General features: G+C 69.2%; 27 protein-coding genes. 20 read left to right on the forward strand and 7 right to left on the reverse strand.

Annotation, left to right across the window (positions count from 1 at the left end):
* Nucleotides 1-14 precede the first annotated feature (14 nt).
* A complete protein-coding gene (locus tag AAGA11_17680; GenBank protein MEM9604699.1) occupies nt 15-1,481 on the reverse strand; it encodes a PLP-dependent aminotransferase family protein in 1,467 nt (488 codons plus the stop codon).
* Nucleotides 1,482-1,571: 90 nt separating this feature from the next.
* On the opposite strand from AAGA11_17680, the gene AAGA11_17685 reads away from it, so the two are divergent.
* From AAGA11_17685 to AAGA11_17705, 5 genes are read left to right on the forward strand one after another with little or no spacing between them, the layout of a single operon-like run.
* The gene (locus tag AAGA11_17685) at nt 1,572-2,219 is read left to right on the forward strand and encodes a pyridoxamine 5'-phosphate oxidase family protein (GenBank protein MEM9604700.1); all 648 of its coding nucleotides are present in this window, start codon (nt 1,572-1,574) and stop codon (nt 2,217-2,219) included.
* Nucleotides 2,220-2,226: 7 nt separating this feature from the next.
* Nucleotides 2,227-2,679, forward strand: coding sequence for a GNAT family N-acetyltransferase (locus tag AAGA11_17690; protein MEM9604701.1), 453 nt, complete (start codon nt 2,227-2,229; stop codon nt 2,677-2,679).
* A 4-nt stretch (nt 2,680-2,683) separates the two neighbouring features.
* The gene (locus tag AAGA11_17695; protein ID MEM9604702.1) at nt 2,684-3,130 is read left to right on the forward strand and encodes a hypothetical protein; all 447 of its coding nucleotides are present in this window, start codon (nt 2,684-2,686) and stop codon (nt 3,128-3,130) included.
* A 4-nt stretch (nt 3,131-3,134) separates the two neighbouring features.
* Nucleotides 3,135-3,605 carry an OsmC family protein gene (locus tag AAGA11_17700; protein MEM9604703.1) on the forward strand — a complete coding sequence of 157 codons (471 nt, stop codon included), beginning with the start codon at nt 3,135-3,137 and terminating at the stop codon, nt 3,603-3,605.
* Nucleotides 3,606-3,625: 20 nt separating this feature from the next.
* Complete coding sequence (locus AAGA11_17705; GenBank protein MEM9604704.1) at nt 3,626-4,171, forward strand: DUF2058 domain-containing protein; 546 nt, start codon at nt 3,626-3,628, stop codon at nt 4,169-4,171.
* An 11-nt stretch (nt 4,172-4,182) separates the two neighbouring features.
* Here AAGA11_17705 and AAGA11_17710 read toward each other — a convergent pair whose 3' ends face one another.
* Genes AAGA11_17710 through AAGA11_17720 form a run of 3 tightly spaced genes read right to left on the reverse strand, consistent with a single transcriptional unit; the run spans nt 4,183 to nt 6,229 of the window.
* Nucleotides 4,183-5,079, reverse strand: coding sequence for a DMT family transporter (locus AAGA11_17710; protein MEM9604705.1), 897 nt, complete (start codon nt 5,077-5,079; stop codon nt 4,183-4,185).
* Nucleotides 5,080-5,127: 48 nt separating this feature from the next.
* Nucleotides 5,128-5,508 (reverse strand): DUF2256 and DUF3253 domain-containing protein, encoded by a 381-nt coding sequence (locus AAGA11_17715; GenBank protein ID MEM9604706.1) that lies wholly within the window; start codon nt 5,506-5,508, stop codon nt 5,128-5,130.
* Complete coding sequence (locus tag AAGA11_17720; GenBank protein MEM9604707.1) at nt 5,498-6,229, reverse strand: molybdopterin-binding protein; 732 nt, start codon at nt 6,227-6,229, stop codon at nt 5,498-5,500. Before AAGA11_17720 ends, AAGA11_17715 begins: the two co-directional genes overlap by 11 nt.
* Nucleotides 6,230-6,344: 115 nt before the next feature.
* Between AAGA11_17720 and AAGA11_17725 the strand changes: the two genes are divergently transcribed.
* From AAGA11_17725 to AAGA11_17765, 9 genes are all read left to right on the forward strand, one after another.
* The gene (locus AAGA11_17725; GenBank protein MEM9604708.1) at nt 6,345-6,851 is read left to right on the forward strand and encodes an N-acetyltransferase family protein; all 507 of its coding nucleotides are present in this window, start codon (nt 6,345-6,347) and stop codon (nt 6,849-6,851) included.
* A 76-nt stretch (nt 6,852-6,927) separates the two neighbouring features.
* Nucleotides 6,928-7,422, forward strand: a complete 495-nt coding sequence (locus AAGA11_17730; protein ID MEM9604709.1) for a pilin — start codon at nt 6,928-6,930, stop codon at nt 7,420-7,422.
* 183 nt (nt 7,423-7,605) lie between these two features.
* Nucleotides 7,606-8,742 carry an FAD-binding oxidoreductase gene (locus AAGA11_17735; protein MEM9604710.1) on the forward strand — a complete coding sequence of 379 codons (1,137 nt, stop codon included), beginning with the start codon at nt 7,606-7,608 and terminating at the stop codon, nt 8,740-8,742.
* A 12-nt stretch (nt 8,743-8,754) separates the two neighbouring features.
* Nucleotides 8,755-9,696 carry an agmatinase gene (gene speB, locus AAGA11_17740; protein ID MEM9604711.1) on the forward strand — a complete coding sequence of 314 codons (942 nt, stop codon included), beginning with the start codon at nt 8,755-8,757 and terminating at the stop codon, nt 9,694-9,696.
* Nucleotides 9,697-9,907: 211 nt separating this feature from the next.
* Nucleotides 9,908-11,611 (forward strand): alanine racemase, encoded by a 1,704-nt coding sequence (locus tag AAGA11_17745; GenBank protein MEM9604712.1) that lies wholly within the window; start codon nt 9,908-9,910, stop codon nt 11,609-11,611.
* A 159-nt stretch (nt 11,612-11,770) separates the two neighbouring features.
* Entirely contained in the window at nt 11,771-12,883 is a 1,113-nt protein-coding gene (locus AAGA11_17750; protein MEM9604713.1) for an FAD-dependent monooxygenase, read from the forward strand.
* A 34-nt stretch (nt 12,884-12,917) separates the two neighbouring features.
* Nucleotides 12,918-13,400, forward strand: coding sequence for a hypothetical protein (locus tag AAGA11_17755; GenBank protein MEM9604714.1), 483 nt, complete (start codon nt 12,918-12,920; stop codon nt 13,398-13,400).
* Complete coding sequence (locus AAGA11_17760; protein MEM9604715.1) at nt 13,397-13,576, forward strand: DUF2783 domain-containing protein; 180 nt, start codon at nt 13,397-13,399, stop codon at nt 13,574-13,576. Before AAGA11_17755 ends, AAGA11_17760 begins: the two co-directional genes overlap by 4 nt.
* 13 nt (nt 13,577-13,589) lie before the next feature.
* Nucleotides 13,590-14,006 (forward strand): hotdog fold thioesterase, encoded by a 417-nt coding sequence (locus AAGA11_17765; GenBank protein MEM9604716.1) that lies wholly within the window; start codon nt 13,590-13,592, stop codon nt 14,004-14,006.
* 12 nt (nt 14,007-14,018) lie between these two features.
* On the opposite strand, the gene AAGA11_17770 is transcribed toward AAGA11_17765, so the two are convergent.
* Entirely contained in the window at nt 14,019-15,359 is a 1,341-nt protein-coding gene (locus AAGA11_17770) for an SAF domain-containing protein (protein MEM9604717.1), read from the reverse strand.
* 118 nt (nt 15,360-15,477) lie between these two features.
* Here AAGA11_17770 and AAGA11_17775 point away from each other — a divergent pair, with 118 nt between their 5' ends.
* Nucleotides 15,478-15,930 carry a PaaI family thioesterase gene (locus AAGA11_17775; protein MEM9604718.1) on the forward strand — a complete coding sequence of 151 codons (453 nt, stop codon included), beginning with the start codon at nt 15,478-15,480 and terminating at the stop codon, nt 15,928-15,930.
* Nucleotides 15,931-16,023: 93 nt separating this feature from the next.
* Nucleotides 16,024-21,513 carry an excinuclease ABC subunit UvrA gene (gene uvrA / locus AAGA11_17780; GenBank protein ID MEM9604719.1) on the forward strand — a complete coding sequence of 1,830 codons (5,490 nt, stop codon included), beginning with the start codon at nt 16,024-16,026 and terminating at the stop codon, nt 21,511-21,513.
* Between the two features lie 45 nt (nt 21,514-21,558).
* Here the strand turns inward: uvrA and AAGA11_17785 are convergent, their stop codons facing one another.
* The gene (locus tag AAGA11_17785; protein MEM9604720.1) at nt 21,559-22,467 is read right to left on the reverse strand and encodes a LysR family transcriptional regulator; all 909 of its coding nucleotides are present in this window, start codon (nt 22,465-22,467) and stop codon (nt 21,559-21,561) included.
* Nucleotides 22,468-22,593: 126 nt separating this feature from the next.
* Here AAGA11_17785 and AAGA11_17790 point away from each other — a divergent pair, with 126 nt between their 5' ends.
* The 4 genes from AAGA11_17790 to AAGA11_17805 all read left to right on the forward strand — a co-directional run bounded on the left by AAGA11_17790 (nt 22,594) and on the right by AAGA11_17805 (nt 26,115).
* Nucleotides 22,594-23,379 carry a CmcJ/NvfI family oxidoreductase gene (locus tag AAGA11_17790; GenBank protein MEM9604721.1) on the forward strand — a complete coding sequence of 262 codons (786 nt, stop codon included), beginning with the start codon at nt 22,594-22,596 and terminating at the stop codon, nt 23,377-23,379.
* Nucleotides 23,376-24,359, forward strand: a complete 984-nt coding sequence (locus tag AAGA11_17795) for an LLM class oxidoreductase (GenBank protein ID MEM9604722.1) — start codon at nt 23,376-23,378, stop codon at nt 24,357-24,359. The genes AAGA11_17790 and AAGA11_17795 overlap by 4 nt, the downstream gene beginning before the upstream one ends.
* Nucleotides 24,360-24,363: 4 nt before the next feature.
* Nucleotides 24,364-25,176, forward strand: coding sequence for an SDR family NAD(P)-dependent oxidoreductase (locus tag AAGA11_17800; protein ID MEM9604723.1), 813 nt, complete (start codon nt 24,364-24,366; stop codon nt 25,174-25,176).
* Nucleotides 25,177-25,269: 93 nt separating this feature from the next.
* A complete protein-coding gene (locus AAGA11_17805; GenBank protein MEM9604724.1) occupies nt 25,270-26,115 on the forward strand; it encodes an enoyl-CoA hydratase/isomerase family protein in 846 nt (281 codons plus the stop codon).
* 125 nt (nt 26,116-26,240) lie between these two features.
* Here AAGA11_17805 and AAGA11_17810 read toward each other — a convergent pair.
* Nucleotides 26,241-26,726 (reverse strand): hypothetical protein (locus tag AAGA11_17810; GenBank protein MEM9604725.1); only part of this gene is annotated, 486 nt, incomplete at its 5' end.

A 26,726-nucleotide genomic window follows, 5' to 3' on the forward strand; every position in this document is an offset into this window, starting at 1 on the left:
CCGCTACGCCACCACTAGGCCAGCGGGTGCACCGCCTGCCACGCGTCGATCAAGCGCCCAGCGGCACACACGGTGTCCGCGACGGCGAGGTTGCCGGTGCCGACCACGAGCGCGCGACACGGCGACGCACTGTCGGCGTTGAGGTCGAGCGCCTCGAGCGGATGCGCGCCGAGGCCGTGCCCGTGCAGCGCCCGTACCAGGCGGCCTCGGTCGACCGGTGCAGGCAAGTCGATCACCAGACTCAGGCCGCCACTGCCGTTGCGCACCCGCAGCGGACTGTTGGCCAGCGTGTCGATCAACGCGCGACGTCGACGACCGTACTCGGCGCGCGCCCGCACCAGGTGCCGTGCGACGGTGCCGTCATCGAGCAGCGATGCGACGGCGCGCTGTTGCACCGCGTTGTGGCCCCCCCCGAGGCTGCGCATCACGCCCATGGCGGCCGGCACGTGCCCCACAGGCAGCACCATCCAGCCGAGCCGGACCGCGGGAAACATGAGTTTCGAGAAAGTGCCGGCGTGCACCACGGTCGCACCCTGCGACGCCGCCGCACTGGCCAGCGCCGGCCGAGGCTGACTGTCGTCCCGAAATTCGCTGTCGTAGTCGTCCTCGAAAACCACCGTCCCGGCATCGGCAGCGCGCGCCAGCAGGGCACGTCGTCGCGCGGGTGCGAGACCGTGCCCCGCGGGGTACTGGAAACACGGCGTCGCGTAGAGCAGCCTGGCACCGGCGAGGTCTGCCGGACAGACGAGACCCTCGCCGTCGACCGCGAGTGGTTTCAGCTGCAGGCCGAGCAAACGCCAGGCCTGGCTCGCGCCGCTGTAGCCCGGTGACTCCACCCACGCCGTGTCGCCGGGGTCGGCGTAAAGGCCCGCGGCGATGGCGAGGCTCTGTCGCGTGGACGCGGTAATCAGAACGCAGGCGGGGTCGACCGACAGCGATCGCCAGCTTGCAAGGTAGCGCGCGATCGCCTCGCGCAGTGTCGGCTCACCCGCATCGTAGCGGTAACCGAGCTTTGCGTCGGCCGAGCGGCCCGCGCGGGCGAGTGCACGCGACCAGGCCTGGCGCGGGAACAGGGTCGAGTCCGGTTCGCCGGGGCAGAGCGCGAGCGGGCGTTCGCGCACGGCGTCGGCGGTTGCGCGCCGCGAGAGGCGACCGCCACACGCCGTCTCCGGACCGAGGCGCTCCCCGGTGGCCGGCGCGGCACCGGTCTGGGCGCGCACCCGCGTGCCACCCCGCTGTGCGGTGTAGAGCAGACCTTCGTCGGCCAACTGCTGGTAGGTCGCCGTGACCGTGTTGCGGCCGACCCCGAGCACCGGCGCGAGCACACGGCTCGCGGGGAGCTGCGTGTCCGCCGCGAGCTGCGCCGACGCCAGCAAGTCATACAACGCCAGGTACAAACGCCGCGATTTCGCGCCAGAGTGGCCCGCATAACCCGCTTTCAGCACGGCCACCGCCTCCGGGCTGAGCGCATCACCCGTCATATATGGCTCCTTCAAATTAAATTTTATGGATCTTTCAAACAGACCATATAACGCCATACTGCCGCTGAGCCTGTCAGGAGTCCAGACCCGATGACTGCACTTCCCCCACCAAAGGGCGCACGGCACCGCGTGCGTCAGGGTGCCAAACGCGCCGCGTACGACCGCGAGACGCTGTACGCGGTGCTGGACGCCTGCCGGGTCGGGCATGTGGCGTTGATTGACGGCGGCAAGCCCATTTCAATCCCATCCGCCGTCGTGCGGATCGACGACGCGCTCTACCTGCACGGCAGCAACAGCAGCCGGCTGTTCAGGGCGATGGCGTCAGGTTGCGATGTGTGCGTGTCGGTGTGCGAGCTCGACGCACTGGTGGTGGCCCGCTCGGCCATGCACTGCTCGATGAATTACCGCAGCGCCGTGGTCTTCGGTGTCGGGGAAAAGGTGTGCGACACCGACAAGGTCGCGCTGCTCGACGCCTTTACCGAGCACCTGATCCCGGGCAGCCGCGGGCATTTTCGACCACACTTGGCGAAGGAGATCAAGGCGACGACATTGATCCGGATTGCACTCGACGAGGCCTCGGCCAAGGTGCGCACTGGCGGCCCGGTCGACGACGCGGCGGATGTCGCCTTGCCGATCTGGGCCGGGGTGATTCCACTGGTCACAGCGGCCGCAGCACCGATCGACGCCGACGACCTGCCCGCCGGCATTGCACCGCCGGCGTTTGCCACACCCGAGTGAGGACCGCATGACCATCACTGTCACTGACGCGCACGCCGACGACCGCGGTGCGTGGGAGGCGCTCTACCGCGGCTACGCCGCGTTCTATGCAGTGCCCATGACCGACTCGACGCTCGAAACGGTCTGGACATGGATACACGACCCCGCACAGCCGCTCTGGTGTCGCCTTGCCCGGGACTGCGGCGGCACAGCCGTCGGCCTGATGCACTTTCGCGCGATGACGTCGCCGCTCCGGGGCCGGGAGATCGGCTTCCTGGACGACCTGTTCGTCGACCCTGCCGCGCGTGGCTCAGGTGCGGTCGACGCGCTGTTCACCGACCTCGAGCACCAGGCGCGTGCACGCGACTGGCCGTCTGTCCGCTGGATCACCGCCGACGACAACTACCGCGCGCGCGCCGTGTACGACCGGATCGCCCACAAGACACAGTGGAACACCTACCAACTGGACATCGGGAGCTGAGGCCATGATGAAGCGTACTGGCACCCCCTGGATGCCCGCCGACGCGTTCGGCCGGCAGCTCAGCGGGCTCGGCCACAACCTGCTGACCACCGACGTCGCCGCCATGACCACCTTCCTCCGCGCCGTGCTCGCGGGCAGGGTGGTCTACGAAGACGTGGACTTTGCCGTGGTCACGGTGAGCGGCGGCACCCTGATCGTGCACGCCGACCACACCTATGACGATCACCCCTTCAGTGCCGCCGTGCGCGGCATGGAGGCCCGCGGCAGCGGCCTCGAGATTCGGCTTTACAACGTCGACCCCGACGCCGCCGAAGCGGCCGCACGGCTGCACGATCACGCCGTGCTGGACAGCAGCACCGACAAACCGCACGGCCTGCGCGAAGCTTACCTGCTCGGCCCGGACGGTTACTGTTTTGTCCCGAGCCGCCCCCTGCCGGCCGAGGCGGGCTGATCGCATGGCCCGGTACAGTGCAACCATCGAGTGGACACTCGCGCCAGACGCCGATTTCTGCGGCAAACACTACAGCCGCGGCCACCGGTGGCACTTCGACGGCGGTCTGGTCGTGCCAGCGTCGCCCTCGCCGAGTATCGTGCCGCCGCCGTGGTGCGACGTCGGCAGCGTCGACCCCGAAGAGGCTTTCGTGGCGGCGTTGTCGAGCTGCCACATGCTGTTCTTCCTCTCCGAGGCGGCCAGCGCCGGCATCGAGGTCACCGCATACCGCGACGCCGCGGACGGCGTGATGCGGAAAAACAAAGACGGTAAGATTGCGGTCACGACGGTCACCCTGCGCCCTGACGCCCGCTACGCGGCGCCACCGGCGCCACCGGCGCCGGAGACGATCGCGTCGCTGCACCACCGCGCGCACGGCCTGTGCTTCATTGCCAACTCGGTGCACACGGAGATCGTCACCGAGATAGTCAACTGAACCGCCAACAGGACACGCACATGGGCAAATCGCTACAGGACCAATTGCTCAAGGCCGGACTGACGACCAAGCACAAGGCCGCCAAGGCACGAAAGGCCAACAAGGTGGCCGAACACGCCAAGCGCGCCGGCAAGGCGCCACACGAGAGCGACACGCAACGCGCAGCACGCGAGGCGGCCGAAGCGAAGGCCGAGCGGGATCGCGCGCTCAACCAGGCGCGTGACGCCGAGCGTGCGGCCAACGAGACCGCAGCGCAGGCGCGCAACATCGTCGAACACGCCACTGTCGCGGTCAGCGCGGGCGACACGGCCTTCAACTTCACCGTCGACGGCGTGGTCAAGACCCTTCAGGTGGACGCCGAGCACAGCCGCCACATCGCCACTGGCCGACTCGCCATTGCCACGGCGGCGTCGGGCTACGCGTTGATTCCCGCCGTGGCGGCCGAGAAGGTGCAGAGCCGGCTGCCCGAGCTGGTGGTGTGCTGGCACCGCGGCGAGGAGGCCACGCCGACCGATGAAGACGACCCCTACGCGGCCTACGAGATCCCAGACGACCTCATGTGGTAGCCCGTCGACGCTCAGTCGGCGTGGTCGTTGAGACGCTCGGTCCGACGTTGCCGTCGCAACTCGAGCAGGTGGACCCCGTTCGACACCAGCAGAGCGCCGACCACGATCGCGCCACCCACCAGCGCAAGCGGCCCCGGGTCCTCGCCGATGACCCACCAGACCAGCACCGGTGCAAGCACCGATTCGAGCAGCACCAGCAACGCGACCTCGGCCGAGCTGATGTACCGCGGGCCGAGCGCCAGCAGGCACGACGCCGCACCGATGCAGGCACCGTGTGCGAGGATCCAGTGCCACTGGCCCCGCCACGCCGACACCGGCGAGACCACAAGCCCGAGCAGCAGGGCCGCGCCGAGGTAGGCGAATGGCAAGGTTGGCACAAGCGAGGTGGCGCGCGCCTGGCGCGCCACGGTCAGGGCCGCGGCAAAGGCCGCCGACACGTAGAGCGCCCAGACGTCACCGCGCCAGGACGCGAGCGTGCTCGAGCGTGAGCCGTAGGCAATGACGGCCAGACCCGAAATCACCGCCACCATGGTCAAGACCATGCGCGTCGAGACCGGCTCCCCGAGAAACACGCGACTGAACGCGGCGGCAAACACCGGCATCGACGCGAAGATGAAGACCACGTTCGCGACACTGGTGTTTTCAACCGCGAGCACGAAGGCCGGTGTCGTGGTGCCGATGAGAACGGCGTACACCCAGCCCGCCCAGCCCGTCTGCCGGAGCGCGTGAAGCAGGCCGACACCCTGCGTGACCCACACAAACGCCAGCACGCCCGCACCGGCGATCAGGCCCCGCCAGAAGGCCACCACCAGCGGATCGGCCTGAATCAGGCGGACGAAAAGCGAATCGGGCACGACCAACAGCACGCCCACCGTGGTCAACAGCACGCCTTTCGCATGGTCGTTCACGCCGTCACCTCAGCGGACAGGCTCTGTGCGGCGCACCGCTGGCGCCACTCAGCGACGTAAACGGAAACGCACCGGGCCGCGGGCGGTGTCGGGGTCGACCACGCGGCCACGCTGCAACCACTCCAGCTCACCTGTGGCGACCAGGCGGCGCCCCGCCTGGCGCGTCCGTTCCATCTGCGCGCGCCAGGCGTCGGCGGCAAACACCGCACGGGCCGCTTCGCTCGGGCAGACGGTCGCGCCGCGGGCGCGTTGGCCAAGCAAGTCCACGATCGCACGTTCGAGTGCGCTGTCGGTGTCGTCTCGCGGGCTGCGGCGGCACCGGGCCGAGCAATAGCGCACCGACGCCCAATCGGCCGCCCACTTCTTGCGCCAACTGAAGGTGCGACCGCAGTGTGCGCACACCTTGTCCGCGCGCGGTTCACGCCCCATCGGCAAGCTGCTGCAAGGCTGTCTGCACCTGGGCCAGGCGTCCGAGGTCGGCCGAGCGCGCCACGAGGTGGGTCCCGAACACGCCGTTCTCGGTGAACGGGTAGCTACCAATGGCAACGTCCGGGTGGGCGGCCTGGACCGCCGCGAGCGCATCGGCGACGCTGCTTTCGCCGCGCTCGACCCGCACGGTGCAGCTCTGCACCACCTCGCCACCGCGCAAGGTCGGGAAGATCGCTTTCAGCATCGAGCGCATGATCGTCGGGACACCCGCCATCACGTAGACGTTGTCCACCCGAAAGCCGGGTGCCTTGGTGACAGCGTTGTAGATCAGCTCACCGCCCTCCGGTACCCGCGCCATGCGTCGGCGGGCCGGTGTCAGCTGGGCTGGGTCTTTGTAGTGGTCAAGCAGCAACTGGATGGCCGTCGGGTGTTCGCGCAAACCGACGCCGAAGGCTTTGGCCACGCTGTCGGCGGTGATGTCGTCGTGGGTCGGGCCGATGCCGCCGCTGGTGAACACGTAGTCGACCCGCGCGCGAAGGGTGTTCACCGCCTCGACGATGGCATCTTCATCGTCGGCGACGATCCGCGCTTCCACCAGCGCAATACCGTGCTCGGTGCACGCCGTCGCCACGGCGTTGATGTTGACGTCGGCGGTGCGCCCCGAGAGCACTTCGTCGCCAATCACGATCATCGCCGCCGTGACAGTGGAAGGGTCGGTCATTGCAACCTCCAGAGCGCGAGAGCGCACAGTGTAATACCGAATGCGGGCAAGGCGCTTTCGCGCGAACGCCGGGGTTTGCTAGCGTGGCCACTCGCCAACCGACGGGTGCCACGCGATGCACGGTTTTTCGCTGAGTGACTACCGCGACACGCACTGGGACGCCGTGTCGCGCGTCTACGCCGAGGGCATCGCCACCGGCCACGCCACCTTCGAAACCGACCTGCCTTCCGAGGCAGCCTGGCGGGCCAAGTTCCTCGACGGCCTGTGCCGGGTGGCGCTGGACGCCGGGGGCACACCCCAGGCCTGGGCCGGGGCGGTCGCGACTTCGGACCGCTGCGCCTACGCCGGTGTCGCCGAGGTCAGTGTCTACGTCGCCGAGGCCGCTCGCGGTCAAGGGCTCGGTCGCTGGCTGCTGAGCGACCTCATCGAGCGCAGCGAGGCGGCCGGCATCTGGACACTGCAGGCCGGCATTTTCCCCGAGAACACCGGCAGCATCGCGCTGCACCTGGGCTGCGGCTTTCGACTCGTGGGCCGCCGTGAGCGCCTCGGCACACTCGCAGGCGTCTGGCGCGACGTCAACCAGTACGAGCGGCGGAGCACTGTCGTCGGGTGTGCCATCTGACGCCGGGCGTCCCGCCGGAACGCGCTGCCTTGTCGTGTTCATCACGGCAACACCAAGTCGATAACCGCCCCGGCCGCTGGCCGCTCAGGACGAACAAGGACCGGCGCATGAGCAGACTCAACCGGGGTTTAGCCTGATCGAACTGCTGATCGTGATCGCGATCATCGGCATCATCGCCTCGATTGCAGCGCCGCCCTACCGCGACGACGTGCGCAGCGCGCAGGTGGCCGAGATTGTCCGGCCCGCTGATGGCGTCAAGACCGGCCAGACGGAATTCCACATCCTGCACGGCCGCTGGCCCTCTCAAGCGGGCGGGGTCAGCGACCTCGGACGTCAAGCGGCTGCCGACTACGAGACCGATGTGGTGCAGTGCATGTGGGTGACGAACAACGTCGCCGGCTTCGGCCGCGTCATCGTCGACGTCAAGGCCGAGCCCTTCGGCGCTGCGGGCCGCGTGCGCCTCGCGCTGTCGCAGACCGGCTCGCTGATCACCGGCACCTACCGCGCCAACCCCTGGCCAACGGACGCGCAGTTCCGCCCCGACCTGCCCGACGACGCCTGCGGCGCCTAGCCGGCCGCGCCTGGCCGGCCGCACCTGGCCGGCCGCACCTGGCCAGCGGCCCCTTGCGGGTCCCACCTAGACGGTGCGGACGGCAGCGTCACTGCCCCCGCCGGCAACCCAGTCCAGGTTGCGCCGAAGGCATATACTCCGGCAGAACCCCTGACAGGCGGCAGCACACCGCCCAAACGTCCCATGATCTACGACTTCGCCATCGTCGGCGGTGGCATCGCCGGCACGTCGCTCGCGGCCACGCTGGCGCCGGACCGGTCGGTGGCCGTGCTCGAACGCGAATCCGCCTGGGGCTACCATGCCACCGGGCGTTCGGCCGCCGAGTTCACCCGCCGTTTCCACGGTGACATCGTCGGTCGGCTCACCACCGCGAGCCAGGATTTCATGCTGCAACCGCCAGACGGTTTCAGCGCCACACCGTTGTTGCACCGGCGCGGCAACCTGGTGATCGCCCACCACGACAAGGCCACTCGCCTCGACGACACCGCCGCCGAGGAGGCGCACACCGCACCGCCAGGGGCCTCGCCGCTCGAGCGACTGAGCCCGACCGACGCACTGGAACGCGTGCCGTTTCTCGACCCGAGTTGGCTTGCCGGGGCGCTGTTCGACCCCGACTGCTGGGACATCGAGGTGGAAAGCCTGTTGCAGGGCTACCGCCGGCAGGCCCGCGGCGCCGGTGCCACCACCGAGCTGAACTGGGCGCTGGATCGCGCGCACTTCGCCAACGGCACCTGGACGCTCGGCGCGGGCGAGACCGAGCTGCGCGCTCGCGTCGTGGTCAACGCGGCCGGCGCCTGGGCCGACACCGTCGCGGCGCTCTGTGGTGTGCCCACCCTGAACCTGCAGCCCTTGCGCCGGACCGCGATCAACCTGCCGGTGGACGGCCACGACCTCAGCACGGTGCCGGAGGTCAACGAGGTGGATGAAGATTTCTACTTCAAACCCGACGCCGGCCAGTTGTTTGTCAGCCCGGCTGACGAAACGCCGGTCGACCCCCACGACGCCTGGCCCGAGGAAATGGACATCGCGATTGCCGCCGACCACGTCGCCCAGTGCACGACACTCGAGATCACGCGTGTGGCACACAGCTGGGCGGGCCTGCGCACCTTTGCGCCCGACCGCCTGCCGGTGGTCGGCTACGACACTGGCCACCCGGGGTTCTTCTGGTACGCCGGCCAGGGCGGCTACGGCATTCAGACGTCCTCCGCGCTCGCGCGGGTCGGCCGAGCCGCGGCGCTCGGCGAACCCGCCGACGCCGACCTGCTTGCGCTGGACATCGGCCCCGAGCGCTTTGCCCCCCACCGTTTCGCGTCACGCTGAGGTATTGCAACCATGGGCCGACACCGACCTGGCGACCAGGCCTTCGACCACACCTCGCTCTACGGCACCGAGACGGAGATGCCCTATTCCGGCACCCGCAGTTTCATGCGCCGGCGGCTCTCGCGCGAGCTCGAGGGCGTCGACTTTGCCGTACTCGGCATCCCGGCCGACATGTCGACCTCGGGTCGACCGGGTGCGCGGCTCGGGCCCGAAGCCGTGCGGCGCGCGAGTTCGCAGCTGAGTTGGGGCGAAGTCTGGCCGTGGGGCTTCGACCCCTTCGACCGCCTCGCGGTGGTCGACTACGGCGACGTGCATTTTCGCCGTGGCCAGGTCGCGGATATGGTTGCGCAAACGGAACAGACGGCCCACGCCATCCTCTCGAGCGGATGTGGCGTGGTGGGCATCGGCGGCGATCACCTGACAACCCTGCCGCTGTTGCGCGCGCACGCGCGCGTGCACGGTCAGCTGGCTTACGTGCAGTTCGACGCACACCGTGACACCCAGGCCAACGACGCGATCGACCACGGGACGTTCGTGCACCACGCGCTCAGGGAGGGCCTGATCGATGCGACCGCCAGCGTGCAGGTCGGTATTCGCACCCACTACCCCCACGACGATCCGATGACCGTGCTCTACCGGCCGTGGGTGCGCGAGCACGGCCCGGCCGCCCTGGTGCGCGAAATCGAACGCGTCGTTGGCGACCGGCCGACCTACCTGAGCTTCGACATCGATGGCGTCGACCCCGCCTTCGCGCCGGGTACCGGCACACCGGTCGTCGACGGCCTGACCCCGGGCGAGGTGTTCGACACGCTCCGCGCCCTCGGCAACCTCAACCTGGTCGGCTTCGACCTGGTCGAGGTCGCCCCGCCGTACGACCCGAGCGAAACCACAGCCCTGTTTGGCGCGTCGGTGCTGCTCGAGCTGTTCTGCATGCTGGCGGCGAAGCGCGGCTAACAGGATGCTGAAAACCGACTGCGAACCCCGATTGCTTCGTTGCTGTCGCTCCGGCGCACCGGCTGCTCGGACCTCGCCTATCCGCCGGTGTGCCGGACCAGTGATATGTCTCGGCCTCTGCCGGGGCGCCGGACTGGCCGGGCGGCGTTCCGCTGCTCGCGCCTCGCACTTGGTCTTCTCGCACCGTTTTTTGGCAGCCTGCTAAGCACGCATGGCACGCACTCTCCGCATTGCACTCGACGCGCTGACCGCAAACGCCCGCACGGTCGTGATGCAAGCCGAGGCGGTGGGCATCGCGGTTATGGGCGTGACCAAGGCCAGCGGCGGCATGCCCGCGGTTGCCCGCGCGATGCTGCGTGGCGGTGTGAGCAGCCTTGGCGAATCGCGGATCGACAACGCCCGACGGCTGCGTCAGGGCGGCATCCTCGCACCACTGACGATGCTGCGCCTGCCGGCGCCGAGCGAGGCGCACGACATCGTGCAGGCCTTCGACGCCAGCCTGAACACCGAGGCCGACACGTTGCAGGCCCTGAACCGCGCCGCCACCGAGCTCGGCACGGTGCACCAGGTGACCCTGATGCTCGAGGTCGGCGATCGCCGCGAGGGCCGGGACGCAGACGCGCTGGTCGCGCTGTCGGAGCTGGCCGAGTCCCTGCCAGGCTTGCACTTGTCCGGCGTCGGCGTCAACTTCATGTGTGTCAGTGGCGTGTTGCCCGACAGCACCAAACTGAACGCCCTGGTCGCCGTGACCGAGCGTATCGAGCACCGGCTCGGCCGGCGACTCGACACAGTGTCGGGCGGCAACTCGGCCAACCTGCCGTTGTTGGCTCGCGAAACACCGCCATCGCGCATCAACCAGTTGCGCATCGGCGCAAGCATCCTGCTCGGCGAAAACCCGATCGACGGCAGCACCTTGCCCGGCTTGCGCGCCGACACCTTCGAACTCGAAGCCGAACTCGTCGAGATCCAGACCAAGGACTCGATGCCCGAGGGCACGATCGGCCTCGACGCGTTTGGCCAACTGCCCGCCTTCGAGGACCGCGGCCACCGCTTGCGCGGGCTCGTGAACCTCGGTCGCGTCGACATCCGCCCCGACGGCCTGACACCGCTGAACCCCGCTGTGGAGATCCTCACTGCCAGCAGTGACCACCTGGTGCTCGACCTTGATCGCACGCGCGACCTCGCGGTCGGCGACCTGTTGCGCTTCCGGCTGGACTACGGTGCGCTGCTGCAGGCCATGCTCTCGCCCTACGTGGACAAGCTGCTGTGTGGTCGCGCCATCCAGCGCGCGCGGCCGACCCAGGTGCGCATCGCGGCCGAGCCCGCGACGCTGGCCGGCGTCGATCTCGTGCAGGTTGAAGCCGAACTGACCAAGCTTGGCTTGTCGCTGTGCGTCGGCGGTGCCGCCACCCCGACCGACATCCCCGTGCACCTGGTGAGCGACCGCGGCGCCGAGCCGGCGCTGGACGACCTGGAGCTCGGCGTGTTGTGTGTCGACGCCCAGGCGGGCGACCTCAGCGCCTTCGCGCCCGACACCACCGTGTTGTTCGGCCTCCAGCGTGCGAGCGACGCGGAAGCCGAGGACATCCGCGCCCGCAATGTGTACGCGTTGACGATGGAACACATCGACCTGCTGGGCGTACGCGAGTGTGCCCGCCGCGCGCTCCGGCGGGTGAGCCAGTCCACCGAGGGCATCGCCCTGGTACTGCACACCTCGGTCGGCGGTGGCCTGGTCGCGGACCCGCTCGAGCAGGGCCTGCGTTTCCGCGAGCTGTCACTGTTGCTGGAGCGGCTCGCCGACACCGGCTTGCTGCGGCATATCACCGTGTCCGGCCTGACCGCAGATCACACCCCCGCAGTGGCTGAACGGGTCGTCGGCTACGTGCTGAGCGCACTCGGCAAGAAAATCCTCTGAGCGTGCCCGGTCTCGCGACCGCGTAACCGCCCCGCGCCGCGCCGCGCCACGGGAGACGACGCACGCCCGGTTCCTGTGGCAAGCTCGGGCGACGCTGACGGCGATCGATCAACGGCCGACCGACAGCACCTGGCTCCAGACCACCGCGAGGCCCACCCGGTGAGACCAGCAGGTCGCGGCGAGACCGACTCGCTCTACTTTGACTACCCGCACTTCGACGCGCCCGAGCACACCGCGCGCAACACGGTCACGCACACGCCGGTGGCGATCGTCGGCGCCGGGCCAATCGGCCTGACAGCAGCCCTGGCGCTCGCCCGGCAAGGCGTCCGCAGCGTGCTGTTCGACAACAAGGCCACCTTCAACGACGGCAGCCGGGCGATCTGCGTGGCGCGGCCGAGCTACTACCTGCTCGAACGGATCGGTGCGGTCGGCCCGTTTCTCGACAAGGCCCTGGGGTGGACGACCGGACGCAGCTTCTACCGAGGCCAACAGATCCTCGAGTTCCGGATGCCGGACAGCCCGGACGAGAAGTACCGGCCGATGTACAACCTGCAGCAACAGTACATCGAGGCCTACCTCTGGGACGCCGTGGCGGCGCACCCGCTGATCGACAGCCGGTGGCAGAGCACCGTCACGGCGCTGGACGACACCCCGAACGGCGTCCGCGTCTCGGTCGACGATCCGCACGGCAGCTACCCGCTCGAGGCAGACTGGGTGCTCGCCTGCGACGGCGCGCGCAGCCCGTGCCGTGCGATGCGTGGCCTGCGTTTGCAGGGCGAGAACTTCGAGGGGCGTTACGTGATCGCCGACGTGCAGATGGCGCACGACTACCCGACCATCCGGCGTGCCCTGTTCGACCCCGACTGCCGTCGCGGTGGCACCGTGTTGATCCACAAGCAGCCGGACAACCTCTGGCGAATCGACTACCAACTGCGCGATCACGAGTCGACCGAGGCCGCGATCGCCGAGGAGACCGTGCGCGAGAGCGTCGCCGCGGTCCTGGCCGACATCGGCTTCGACGGCGACTGGGCGCTCGAGTGGTGGAGCGTGTACACCGCCAACACACTGGCCCTCGACGACTACCGCGACGGCCGCGTGTTCTTTGTCGGCGACAGCGCCCACATCGTGCCGATCTTCGGCGTGCGCGGGCTCAACAACGGCCTCGCCGACGCCGCCAACATCGGCTGGAAACTCGGCTGGGTGCTGACCGGCCGCGCCGGACCGGGCCTGCTCGAGAGCTACACGCCCGAACGCCGGGGGGGCCACCCTTGATGTGTTTGCGAACGCTTCGAAGAGTGCGCGCTTCATGACACCACAGACGCACGGCTGGACCCTGATGCGCGACGCCGCGCTGTCCCTCGCGCTGACTCACCCGTTCGCTGGCGAACTCGCCAACCCACGGCAGATGACCGCCTACACCTACCGCGACAGCCCCGCCGTGGGTCCCGACGACCCGCGCTTCGATACCGGCCCCGGTGCCGGCGCACATCTCGTCGACGTTGCGCTCGACGCCGGTTTCCTGTCCGACCGACTGGGCCCCGGCTTCACGGTGCTCTGTGCCGATGCGGCACTGGCCGACGCCGTGCTGCGGTGTCGCCATTGGCACGACACGCTGCACTGCGTGGTGGTCGACGACGCTGCCGTGCGCGCCCGCTATGGGCTCACCGGCCACGCGGCCTACCTGATCCGACCCGACCTGCACGTGGCTGCCCGGTGGCGTGAGGCGACACCCGCCCGGATCGCCGCCTGCTTCGACACCCTGATCGACCGCCCGGAGGCGCCTGTATGACACCCGAACAACTCGAGCAGGTCTACGCGCAGCTGGCCACCCGCATCGACGCCGTCGGGCCCGTACACAGCGAGCGTTTTCTCGCCAAGCTGGTGCTGCTGCTCGCGCACGAACACGGCGACACCGACACGGTCGCACGCTGCATCGACGCCGCGGCCGCGTCGCTCGAGCTCTGACGGCGTCGCGGGCATGGCCATCACCGACACCGTGCAAGCGCCGTTCGACGACGACCATCTCATGCAACTGCTCGACGCGAAGCTGGTCGAGGGGCGCGCCGGCCACGTGGTGATCGAATACACCGTTCGTGACACGATCGTGCAGCGCCACGGCACCTGCCACGGCACCTGCCACGGCGGCGTGCTGTTCAGCCTCGCCGACGCTGCCTGCGGGATCGCCGCCAACGCCGGCGGCGAGTCGGCGGTAACCCAACACAGCGCGATCCAGTTCATGCAGCCGGCGCCGGTCGGTGCGGTGCTGCACACCACGGCCACAACCCGCTCGTCGGCGGGCCGCACCCGCGTCTACGACGTGAGCGTCACCGACGCACGCGGGCAGGCGGTGGCCGAAGTGCGCTGCCACGCACGCTGTATCGACAGCCCGACCTGACTGCCACCGCCGTCAGGTGCCGGCCGCCGGCTTCAGCGCGGCGCGCAACTGCAGCACGGCCTCGTCGACGCGCAGCGCAACGTCTCGCAACCGCAGGGTCGTGCCCGCCGCCACGTCTCGGGTCAGCCTGGCGCCGTCGGCAAGGCCGAGCGGCAGCGCCCGCTGGCGTTTCGAGCGGGCCGCCGGCTGAAGTGTGCCGTACACGCAGTAGCCGCCTTCACCGTCCAGGTGCTCGCCGGCCGACAGGTCGCGTTTGGCGACCGCGACCACATCTGCGTGCCACCCTTGCGCTGTGCCGGTGGGCTCGCCGCGCAGCGCGGCCGAGGCCACCGAGATGCTGAGCTCCAGGCCAATCAGGTGGGTGGGCTTGTACATGGCCGCGTAGTTGCCGCTGGCGTCGGTCAGCAGGCCGTACTCGCGGAAACACCGCCGCACGTAGTCGGTGTCGGCCGCGAACGTAACGTACACCCCCCAGCGCAGGTCGCGGTGAACCGGACGGCCATCGCGTTCGAGCGAGGACACCACCTCGACCTGCCCGCGCGCGTCCAGCTGCCCGCCGTCCGCACGCGGTTTCAACACGTCGGCCAGGTCATCGACACCGCACGGCGGAAAGGCCAGACCCGAGGCCGGTGCCGCGAGGCTGCAGGCGTTGGCGACCGCTGCCATCTCGATCGCGGACTTGCTGCCGTCGAGGAAGGAATTGAACATCGTCGGGTTCATCCCGCCGCGCCGCGCGTCGTCCGCCGAGAGGCCGTAGTGCGTCCAGACGTCGTCCGGCGTGACACGGTGGTAGTGCGGCAGGTATTTCGTGCCCTTGCCCGCCGCGACCACCTCGAAGCCCGCCGCACGGGCCCAGTCGACCTGCTCGGCGATCAACGCGGGCTGGTCGCCGTAGGCGAGCGAGTAGACCACCCCCGCCGAGCGCGCCTGCGCGGCGAGCGCCGGCCCCACGAGCGCGTCAGCCTCGACGTTGACCATGACGGTGTGCTTGCCGTGGGCGAACGCCGCGAGCGCGTGCCGGGCGCCGGCAACCGCATCGCCGGTGGCGTCGACCACCACCTCGACTGCGTCACTCGCAATCAGTGCGGCGGTGTCGTCGCTGACCCAGGTGCGCCGCGCGCGCCACGCGGCCGCTGCCGAGCGCGCGCGGGTGTGCTCGGCGCGCCAGCCAACCCGCCGCAGCGCAGCCCGCGCCGCGGCCGGTTTCAGGTCGGACACCGCGACGATGTGCAAGCCGGGGGTGCGCACCGCTTGGGCGAAGAACATCGAGGCAAACTTGCCCGCCCCAATCACGCCCACACGCACGGGGTTGTCGTCGTCCGCCCGGCGACACAGCAGGGTGTGCAGGTTCATGGTGGTGTTCCGCGGTTCAGCCAGATCACCGCGTTGTACACCAGCCGTGCGGCGCGGGCTACAACCGGGGCGGCACGCTTGGGTACACTGCACGCGGACCCTCACCGTCGGACCGCGCATGAGCGACACGAACCGACCCACCGTTGACGACGCCAACCGCCTGCTCGGCGAGCTGTTCGCCGAGTGGGTGCAGGACCTGAACCTGCGGGTCGAGCACATCGACGCCGACGGCGCGGTGCTGCGCCTGCCGCAGCACGAGGGCATCCGGCGCATCGGCGGCATCGTCTGCGGGCAGGCAAGCATGACGCTGATCGACACCTGCATGGTGTTCGTCTGCTTCGCCGCGCTCGGCCGCGTCGCGGACGTCACGACCGTGTCGCAGTCCACGAGCTTCATGCGCGCCGCGGGCAACGGCGACCTGCTCGCCACCGGCCGCGTGCTCAAGGCCGGCCGGCAACTCGTCTTCGGTGAGGTGACGGTGACCCTCGACGGCGACAACCGCCGGAACGCCGGCCGCCCGATTGCGCACGGCACCAGCACCTACGCCGTGCTGCCCCCGCGGCCCGCCTGACCGCCACGCGCCGGAGAAGGCAACGCCCCCACCTTCACGATCCGTTGACGCTCTGGCGGTACAATCAGGTCTCGCCACTCGCCTCGCGCCCGCATGCCCCGCTCGAAACCCCGCCGCGCCGTGATGTCCGTGCGCGGCGCGCACCACAACAACCTCAAACACCTCGACCTCGACCTGCCGCTCGGCGAATTCGCGGTGATCACCGGGGTGTCGGGGTCCGGCAAGAGCTCGCTCGCCTTCGACACGCTCTATGCCGAGGGTCAACGGCGCTACGTCGAAACCTTCTCGCCCTACGCGCGGCAGTTTCTCGACCGCATGGACCGGCCACGGGTCAGCAGCATCGAGGGCATCCCGCCGGCCATCGCGATCGACCAGACCAACCCGGTGCGCACCTCGCGCTCGACGGTTGGCACCATGACCGAGCTCAACGACCACTTCAAACTGCTGTTCGCGCGTGCCGCGGACTTGCATTGCATGCAGTGCGGCGAGCCGGTCAAACCCGACGCCCCCACGGAGGTTGCGGACCGGCTGCTCGCCACCGGGGAAGCCGGTACGCGCGTCGCGGTCGTGTTCCAGGTCACTGTGCCCGACAACTTCAGCGAAGACGAAGTGCGCGCGCACCTGCGGGCGCAGGGCTACGAGCGCACCCTCGACCTCGGTGCCGACGGGCTCTCGGTGGTGCAGGACCGGGTGCGGCTCTCGGGCACAAACCGCGATCGGCTCGGCGAGGCACTCGAGGCCGCCGCGGTGCGCGGCCGCGGTGACTACGCGGTGGTCATGTTGGACGCGGACGGTGCACCGGTGTCGCACACCGCGTTCAGCGACCGACGCCACTGCAGCCGATGCGACATCGCCTACCGCGAGCCGAGCCAAGCGCTGTTTTCGTTCAACTCGCCGGTTGGCGCCTGCCCCGACTGCCGTGGCTTCGGGCGCGTCATGGGCATCGACTACGACCTCGTCATCCCGGACACCTCGAAAAGCCTGCGGGGCGGCGCGATCAAGCCGTTCCAGAGCGACACCAACGCGATCTGCCAACGCGACCTCGTGCGCTACGGCAAGCGCAAGGGCATCGACCTCGACGCGCCCTGGCACGACCTCGACGACGACACGCAGGCCTGGGTGATCAACGGCGAGGACGATTTCGACACCAACCGCTGGTACGGCGTGAAGCGCTTCTGGGCGTGGATGGAGGGCCGCAGCTACAAGATGCACGTGCGCGTGTTGTTGTCGCGCTACCGAAGTTACGCGCCGTGCACCACCTGCGACGGCACCCGCCTCGTGCCCGAGGCGCTGGCCTGGCGCGTCGGGCAACGCACGGCCGAGGACGACGGCTTGCCGCGCCACCCGGTGCCCGGGCACCGCTGCGACCACGCTCGCCTGCCCGGCTTGCACCTGGCCGACCTCGTGCGCCTGCCGATCAGCGACCTGCGGGACTGCATGAACGCGCTCGTGCTGTCGCCCGCCCAGGAAACGGCCAGCGCCCAGCTGCTCACCGACATCCGCGCACGCCTCGACTACCTGGTCGAGGTGGGCGTCGGCTACCTGACCCTCGATCGCCAGTCGCGCACGCTGTCGGGGGGCGAAGTGCAGCGCATCAACCTCACCACGGCCCTTGGCACCTCGTTGGTCAGCACGCTGTTCGTGCTCGACGAACCGAGCATCGGCCTGCACCCGCGCGATCTCGCCCGGGTCGCCGCGATCCTGCAGCGCTTGCGCGACGCCGGCAATTCGCTCGTGGTGGTCGAACACGACCCGCAACTGATGCTGGCCGCCGACCGCATCATCGACATGGGCCCGGGCCCCGGCACACGGGGTGGCGAGATCGTGTTCAACGGCAGCCCGGCCGCGCTCGCCCGCAAACGCGGATCGCGCACCGGCGACTACCTCGCCGGCCGCGCCGCCGTCAGCCACACGCCGCCACGGCGGCCGGGGGCCGACACCGCCTGGCTCAGCGTCTTCGACGCCCGTGCGCACAACCTCAAGGGCGTCGACCTGCACCTGCCGCTCGGCCACCTCAGCGTGATCAGTGGCGTATCGGGCTCCGGCAAGAGCACGCTGCTGCACGATGTGCTGTACCGTGGGCTCAAGCGCCTGCGCGGCGAGCCGATCGAATTGCCCGGCGCACACGACCGCATCGAAGGCCACGAAGCCCTCGGCGAGCTCGTGCTGGTGGACCAGTCACCGATCGGCAAGAGCGCGCGATCGAACCCCGCGAGCTACGTCGGCGCCTTTGACGCGATCCGCAAGCGCTTCGCCGCCCACCCGCTGGCGAAGGAGCGCGGCTACACCGCGGGCAGTTTCAGTTTCAACACGGGGTTGCGTTGCCCGTCCTGCGGCGGCACCGGCTTCGAGCACGTCGAGATGCAGTTCCTCGCGGACGTGTACATCCGCTGCCCGGCCTGCCAGGGTCACCGCTTCCGCGACGAGTTGCTCGACATCAAGGACCTCGGGGCCGACGGCGGCACGCGGTCGCTGGCCGAGGTGCTGACGCTGACCGCGGCCGACGCGGTTGCGCACTTCGCCGACGACCCGAAAGCGCTGCGCGCGCTGCAACCGCTGATCGACGTGGGCCTCGATTACGTCACACTCGGCCAACCCGTGCCGAGCCTCTCAGCCGGGGAGGCGCAGCGCCTGAAGCTTGCCGCGCACCTCGGCTCGGCCAAGAAATCCACTCAGGGCACCACGCTGTTTCTGCTCGATGAACCGACAACGGGCTTGCATTTCGATGACATTGCGAAGTTGCTCGGTGCGCTGCGATCCTTGCAGGACGCCGGTCACACGCTGGTGTTGATCGAGCACAACCTCGACGTGATCCGAGCGGCGGACCACCTCGTCGAGCTCGGCCCCGAGGGCGGTGCCGCCGGCGGGGAGATTCTGGCGGTCGGCACGCAGACCGACCTCGAGGCCTGCGCCCACAGCCCGACCGGGCGTGCGCTGGCGGGCGACTTCGACCCCGAGGTCGTGTCGGCCAAGGCCGTGCGCGAGGCCGCTTCGCGCTACGCCCACCACGACACCGTCAGCATCCACCGCGCCCGCGAGCACAATCTCAAGGACCTCTCGCTGAGCATCCCGCACGGCAAGCTGTCCGTGGTCACCGGGGTGTCGGGCTCGGGCAAGAGCACCCTTGCCTTCGACATCCTGTTCGCCGAGGGCCAGCGCCGCTACCTCGAGTCGCTGAACGCCTACGCCCGCCAGTTCGTGCAGCCGCCGCCGGTGCCCGACGTCGACTTGATCGACGGCATCCCGCCGACCGTCGCCATCGAGCAGCGCACCAGCCGCGGCGGCCAGAAATCCACGGTCGGTACCACCACCGAGATTCACCATTTCCTGCGCCTGCTGTTCGTGCGCGTTGGCACGCAGCACTGCCCGGATTGCGACATCCCGATCGCGTCACAGTCGGTCGCCGCGATCAGCGCGCAGATCCTCAAACGCCACCGCGGCAAGCACGTGACCCTGTTCGCGCCGCTCGTGGTCGCGCGCAAGGGCTACTACACCGACCTGGCGCAGTGGGCAAACGGGCGCGGCTTCGAGACCTTGCGCGTCGACGGCGAGGCCGTGCCCACCGACAACTGGCCGCGGCTCGACCGGTTCAAGGAGCACGACATCGACCTGCCCGTCGCCACGCTGCGCGTGGACGCAGCAGACCAGCAGCGCCTCGACGACGCGATCGAGCGCGCCACCGGCTTCGGCAACGGCAGCGTTCGGGTGCGGGTCGGCACGCGCGAGACGCTCTACTCCACCGAGCGCGCGTGCCCGTCTTGCCAGCGCAGTTTCGCCGATCTGGACCCCCGGCTGTTTTCCTACAACTCGCGCCACGGCTGGTGCACGGACTGCGTCGGCACCGGCCTCGAGTTGCTGGAAATCCGCGACGACGACGCCGACGAGGGCGCCGCCTGGCGCCACGTCAGCACCACCGACCCGTGCCCGAGCTGCGGCGGCGCGCGGCTCAACCCGACCGCGCTCGCGGTGCGGGTCAAGCAACACACCCTGGCCGACCTCGCCGCGCTCAGCATCGACCGCGCGCGCAAACAGCTTGCGGCGCTGCGCCTGCGCGGCCGCGACGCCACCGTGGCCGAGGACATCCTGGCCGAGATCGACCACCGCCTCGCCCTCCTGCACCGGCTCGGGCTCGGGTACCTCACGCTCGACCGCGCCGCACCCACGCTCTCCGGCGGTGAGTCGCAGCGCATCCGCCTGGCAGCGCAACTCGGCTCGAACCTCCGCGGTGTCTGTTACGTGCTAGACGAGCCCACCATCGGGTTGCACCCGCGCGACAACGCCGTGCTGCTCGAGACCCTCGGCACGCTGCGCGACCGCGGCAACACCGTGGTCGTCGTCGAACACGACGAGGACACCATGCGCGCCGCGGACCACCTGATCGACATCGGCCCCGGCGCCGGCAAGCGCGGCGGCGAGCTCGTGGCCACCGGCAGCCTCGCGCAGCTCGCCGGGACCCCGCGCTCACTGACCGGGCGTTGCCTGTCGGCACCCTTGAGCCACCCGATGCCACGCGACACCGGCACGTCGCCGGTGGTCGGTAGCACCCTCACGGTGTCCGACGTCAGCCGAAACAACCTCCGCATTGACGCGCTTGCCCTGCCACTTGGTGTGTTGGTCGGCGTCTGTGGCGTGTCTGGCTCGGGCAAGAGCACGCTGGTGCGCGACGTGATCGGCGACAACCTCGACGCGCGGCTCTCACGAAAAACCAAGCGCGACCCCAAGCCCCGCTGGACTGGCTGCCGCGCTATCGCCGGCTGGGAGCACATCGACCGCGTGCTCGAGGTGGATCAGACCCCCATCGGCAAGACCCCGCGGTCCTGCCCGGCCACCTACGTCGGCGTCTGGGACGGCATCAGGAAGCTGTTCGCCGCCACCAACGAGGCCAACCTGCGCGGCTACGCCGCCAGCCGTTTCTCGTTCAACACCGGTGAGGGCCGCTGCCACCTCTGTGAAGGCCAGGGCATGACCCGGGTCGAAATGAACTTCCTGCCCGACGTCAAACTGCTGTGCGAGAGCTGCCACGGCGCGCGCTTCGACCGCGACACGCTCAGCGTGCACTGGCGCGGCAAGAGCATCGGTGACGTGCTTGCCATGTCGGTGGACGAAGCGGTTGGCTTCTTCGACGCCCAGGCGAGCATCCACTACCCGCTCAAGCTCATGCAGGACGTCGGGCTCGGCTACCTCGCACTCGGCCAGCACAGCCCGACACTGTCGGGCGGCGAGGCCCAGCGGCTGAAACTCGTGACCGAGCTGGCGCGCTCGAAACCGGGCCCGGCGCGCGGCGGACGTGTCGCCAGGGTACCGCACAGCCTCTACCTGCTCGACGAACCCACCGTCGGCCTGCACATGGCCGATGTCGAGAAACTGATCACCGTGCTGCACCGCCTGGTGGCGCAAGGCAACAGCGTGGTCGTGATCGAGCACAATCTCGACCTGCTGGCCGAGTGCGACCACCTGATCGAGCTCGGGCCCGAAGGCGGCGCCGCCGGCGGCAAACTCGTCGCCAGCGGCACACCGGCAACCCTCGCCAAGCGGAAACGCTCGGCGACGGCGCCCTTTCTGGCACCGGTGCTCGCCCGCTGAATCTGATGTAACTACATCGCTGGCTCGCCTTGGCCAGCTGTGGGGTCACACCGATTCCCACGCGGGCGGGCGGCCAACGGTTTCGATCAGGAAGTCGATGAACACGCGGACCTTGGCCGTCAGGACATTGGATTTCGGGTAGACCAGCCAGAGCGCCGAACCGTCGTCAACCTCGTACTCGGGCAGCACCCGCACCAGCGTGTCGGCCTGCAGGTCGGCGTGGACGCTCCAAAGCGAGCCCATGGCAATGCCCACCCCGGCCTCGGTGGCGATCCGCATGCTGGCGCCGTCGTCGCACACCACCCGGTGCCGCCCGCCGGGCGGCGGAAAGGTGCACTCGCGCGCGCCCGCGGCGGTGAGCCGGCGTGGCTTGGCGTCCATGAACACCAGCAGCTGGTGCGCCGCCAGATCCTCGGGTGACGCCGGCAGGCCGTGTGCGGCCACGTAGGCCGGCGACGCGCACAACACGCGTTTGTCGTCGGCGAGCTTCCGCCCGATCAGCGTGCTGTCGGCGATCGCGACATTCCGCAACGCCAGGTCGAAGCCACCCTCGATCAGGTTGGTCTGCGTGTCGGACAGCTTGAGTTCGAGGTTGATGCCGGGGTAGCGCGCGAGAAAGTCGGGCAGGCGTGGCGCCACGTGGCGCTGGGCAAAGGTGCTCGGCGCGGCGAAGCGCAGCGTGCCGGTGACCTCCGGGTTGCCGTGCCCGAGCGCCGCGAGGGCGGCGTCCTCCTTGGCGAGGATATCGCGCGCATAGGGCAGAAGCGCCGCCCCCTCGAGCGACAGGGCGACGCTGCGGGTCGAGCGGTGCAACAGATCGGCGCCCACCTGACGTTCGAGTTTCGACAGCCGCGCCCCAGCGACGGCCGGCGCGAGGCCGAGCTGGCGCCCGGCAGCGCTGATGTTGAGCGTGGTGGCCGCCATGACAAAGAGGCGGAGGGCGTCGGTGTCCATGCCTGATTATAGTGATTTTCTAAAAACTGATTTGGAATATTGGTTATTTATTCTGCTTTTCAAGCGCCATAGGCTCTCTCGCACCGACTGACACCCGACCCGTTCGGTCGCCAACGGAGACCCGACATGCCGATCACCGCCCACGTGAACTACCACGTCAAGAAGGCCGAGCCCCAGGCCTTTGCCTTCGATGTCGACGGCGTCGAAGGCACACTGGTGTCACCGGAACTCGACCGCGCCGAGGTACAGGTCCGGGACCAGCGCGAGGACGGCGACACGCTGCGCTTCGACACCGACGGGATTGCGTTTCTGACCGAGGCGACCGCGGTCGCCGCGTTTGATGGCACGGATACGTGGCAGGCAACCTACGACGCCGAACTCGTCAGCCTGCTGACGCGGGTGACCGGCGCCGAAGCGGTCACTGTGTTCGACCACACGGTGCGCATCGACGACCCGACCGCGCTCCGCCGCCCCGCGCGCAACGTGCACAACGACTACAACCGCGCCGGTGCCGAGCAGCGCCTCATCGACCTGGTCGGCGACGGCGCGCCCGACTACCACACCGCCGGTTTTGCCTTCGTCAACGTCTGGCGCCCGGTCGAGCACGTGATCCGGTCGTCGCCGCTCGGCTTCATCGAGCCGAGGTCCGTCGACGCCGACGACTGGATGGACATCGGCCTGATCTACCCCGACCGACACGGTCAGATCCTCGGGCTCGCGCGCAACCCGCGCCACCGCTGGTTCTACCGCTCGGCCATGGCACCGGACGAGGCGGTGGTGTTCAACATCTACGACAGCCGGGGGCGGCCCCAGCTCGCCCACAGCGCGCTCGACCTGCCGGGCGACGCCGAGGCAACGGTACCGCGCAAGAGCATCGAGAGCCGCACGCTGCTGCGGTTTGCCGCACCGTGAGCGCGCTGCAAGCGGCCGCGGAACCCCTGGCCTTCGACACGATCAACCGCGGCTACAACGCGACTTTCCGCAGTGGAGCGATGACCGTCGGCCTCGTGGTGCCGCTCGAGGCGTACCCGACGTCGGCCGTGCCGACGCTCACCGACCACCTCGAGCGCGTGCAACTGGCCGAGGCGCTGGGCTTCGCGGCGGTCTGGCTGCGTGACGTGCCGTTCAACGTCCCGTCCTTCGGCGACGCCGGCCAGGGCTTCGACCCCTTCACCTACCTCGGTTACCTGGCCGCGCACACCCGAGACATCGCCCTCGGCGTTGCCAGTGCCATCCTGCCGTTGCGCCACCCGGCGCACCTCGCCAAGGCCGCAGCCACCGCCGACGTGCTCTCGGGTGGACGCCTGATCCTCGGCGTGGCCTCGGGCGACCGCCCCGAGGAGTACCCCGCCCTCGGGGTGCCCTTCGACGCGCGCGGCGCCCGCTTTCGCGAGGCCTACGCGTACCTGCGCGCCGTTGGAGGGCGCAACCAGAGCTTGAGCAATGCCTACGGCTCGGTCACGGCCGAGCTGGATCTGTTGCCAAAACCCGTCGGTAAGCGTCTGCCGATCCTGATCACCGGTTCCAGCCAGCAAGCGCCGGACTGGATCGCACAGCACGGCGACGGCTGGATGACCTACCCGCGGTCACCGGCGTCTCAGGCCGCGTTGATCGACGACTACCGCGGCCGCACGGCCGCAGCCGACCAGCCGCCGAAGCCGGTCATGGAGCCGCTCTACATCGACCTCGACCGGCACGTGGACGCCCCCCTGCGACCGATCCACCTCGGCGTACACGCCGGCCTGAACGGCTTGAAGGCGTTGCTCGAGAGCCGCCGGGCGATCGGCGTCAACCACGTCGCGCTCAACCTGCGATTCAACCGCGCGCCCATCGACGACACCCTGCAGACACTCGCGAGCGAGCTGCTGCCGGCCTTCCACACCCCGGACTGACCCCATGAGCAAAACCCTCCTGATCACCGGTGCCACCGACGGCATCGGCCGCGCCACTGCCGAGCACCTCGCCGCCGACGGCCACACCCTGGTGTTGCACGGCCGCAATGCCGACAAACTGTCGGCTGTGGCCGAGGCCCTGCGGCGCGTGCCGGGCGCCGGTGTCGTGCGGACCCACCGCGCCGACCTCACCCGGTACGCCGACACCGTGCAGCTCGCCAAGGCCGTCGCGGCCGACGTCGGTTCGCTCGATGTGCTGATCAACAACGCCGGCGTCTTCACCCTGGCCGACCCGATCACCCCCGAGGGCTTCGATGCCCGCTTCATTGTCAACACCGTCGCCCCCTACGTGCTGACCCACCGACTGGCCGACGCCCTGCCCGTCGGCAGCCGCGTCATCAACCTCTCTTCTGCAGCCCAGGCCCCGGTCGACCTCGACGCCCTGCTCGGCAAGCGCCATCTCGCTGCGGGCGACGCCTACGCCCAGAGCAAGCTCGCGCTGACCATGTGGTCGTTCGAGCTCGCCAACGCCCTCGTGCGCGACGGACCGTCGGTGATCGCCGTGAACCCGGGGTCGTTCCTCGCCAGCAAGATGGTCAAGGACGCCTACGGCCTGCCCGGGCACGACCTCGCGATCGGCGCGCAGGTGCTGGCACGCGCCGCGCTCAGCGCGGACTTTGCCCACGCCGCGGGCCGCTACTTCGACAACGACCGCGGGCAGTTCGCAGACCCGCACCCCGATGCGCTCGACGGCGGCCGCAACGCCGCCGTGATCGCCGCCATCGAGCAGGTGATCCGGACGCTCGCGGACCACTAGATCGGGCGCACGACCCCTGCAACACGCGCCTTCGACCACCAGCGGGCCCTCATCCGGGCCCGACACCACCTCAACCACACTGGGTACGACACCATGAAATACGCTGGATTCAGCACCTTCACCACAGAACAACACGACGGCATCCTCACCGTGACCTTCAACTTCGGCTCGGTCAACGTGCAAGGCCAGGAGATGCTCGCCGACCTCAACAGCCTCGCGATGCGCCTCGAGCGCGACCGCGAAACCAAGGTCGTCGTGTTTCAGTCGGCCAATCCGGAGATCTGGGTCTGCCACTACGACACGGAACTCCTGAAAGACATGTCCGACACCGCCGTATCTCGGGAAGACGCGCAGCTGCTCGATTTGCAAGCCGTTTGCGAGCGCATCAGCCGCGTCCCGCAGGCGACCATCGCCAAGCTCGAGGGCTTTGCGCGCGGCGGGGGCCATGAGTTGGCGCTGGCACTCGACATGCGCTTCGCCGCACGCGGCAAGTTCAAATTCATGCAGATGGAAGTCGGCATGGGCATCCTGCCGTGCGGCGGCGGTGCCTCACGCATGGCGCGGCAGACCGGCCTGGGCCGTGCGCTCGAGATCATCCTCAGCGCCCGTGACTTCGACGCCGACGAGGCCGAGGCCCTCGGCACCGTCAACAAGGCGCTGGACCCCGATGAAATCGGCGCCTATGTTGACGCGCTGGCGCAGCGCATCGCGCGGTTTCCCGCCGAATCGATCAACGCCTGCAAGCAAATGGTGTACGAATCGATCGACAAACCGATTGAAGACGCGCTGAAGGCCGAGGCCTACTGGCTCTACCAAGCGACCAGCACGACGCCGGCGTTGAAACGCTTCCGCATCGCAGACGAGCAAGAGCTCGAGCACGACATCGAGAACCAGCGCAATTGGAACCAACTGGTGATGGACGTGCAGGAGATCACCTGACTGGTCCACCCGCAGGACTGCACCGCCGACCCCGCCGAGCGGGGTCGGATCGGGTGACTTGCCAGCCCGGCATCCCGCCCAGAGAACGGCTGACAGACCGTGCCGGCCAGCGCGTCGGGTTCGGCTTACAGGGGCTTCTGCATGGCGCCCCGTTCGACGGCCGTCTTGTGCGCGCCGGCGGGCAACAAGGCCAGCGACAGCCATCGACTGTGCTCGACGAGGGTTTTGAGCAACACAGGACATAGAACGCCAAACAGAAACGCCACGATGTAGACCCCACCCGCGTACGCGCGGTCCGTCACAACACGGAAGAGCAGCGACTCGCCGAGCTCGATCAACGGCAGGTGAAACATCAAGATAAACAGCGACGCCTGGCCAAGGCGCACCAGCACCGACCTCGCGACGGACACCCGGGCGAGCAGCGTCGCGATAGACAACACCAGGTACACGCCACAGACCGCGGCGGCCGTGGCGTACAGCGGCTCGCTGAACACGCGCTGATTCAAATCAATGTGGGCGTCCGTGTACTGCGACACCACCCAGAACAACGCGCCGCACAACACGCACGCCAACGCATTGGGGGTGAAATTCACGATCGGGTCCTTCAGCAC

This window comes from Pseudomonadota bacterium (genome assembly GCA_039196715.1).
Lineage (GTDB): Bacteria > Pseudomonadota > Gammaproteobacteria > CALCKW01 > CALCKW01 > CALCKW01.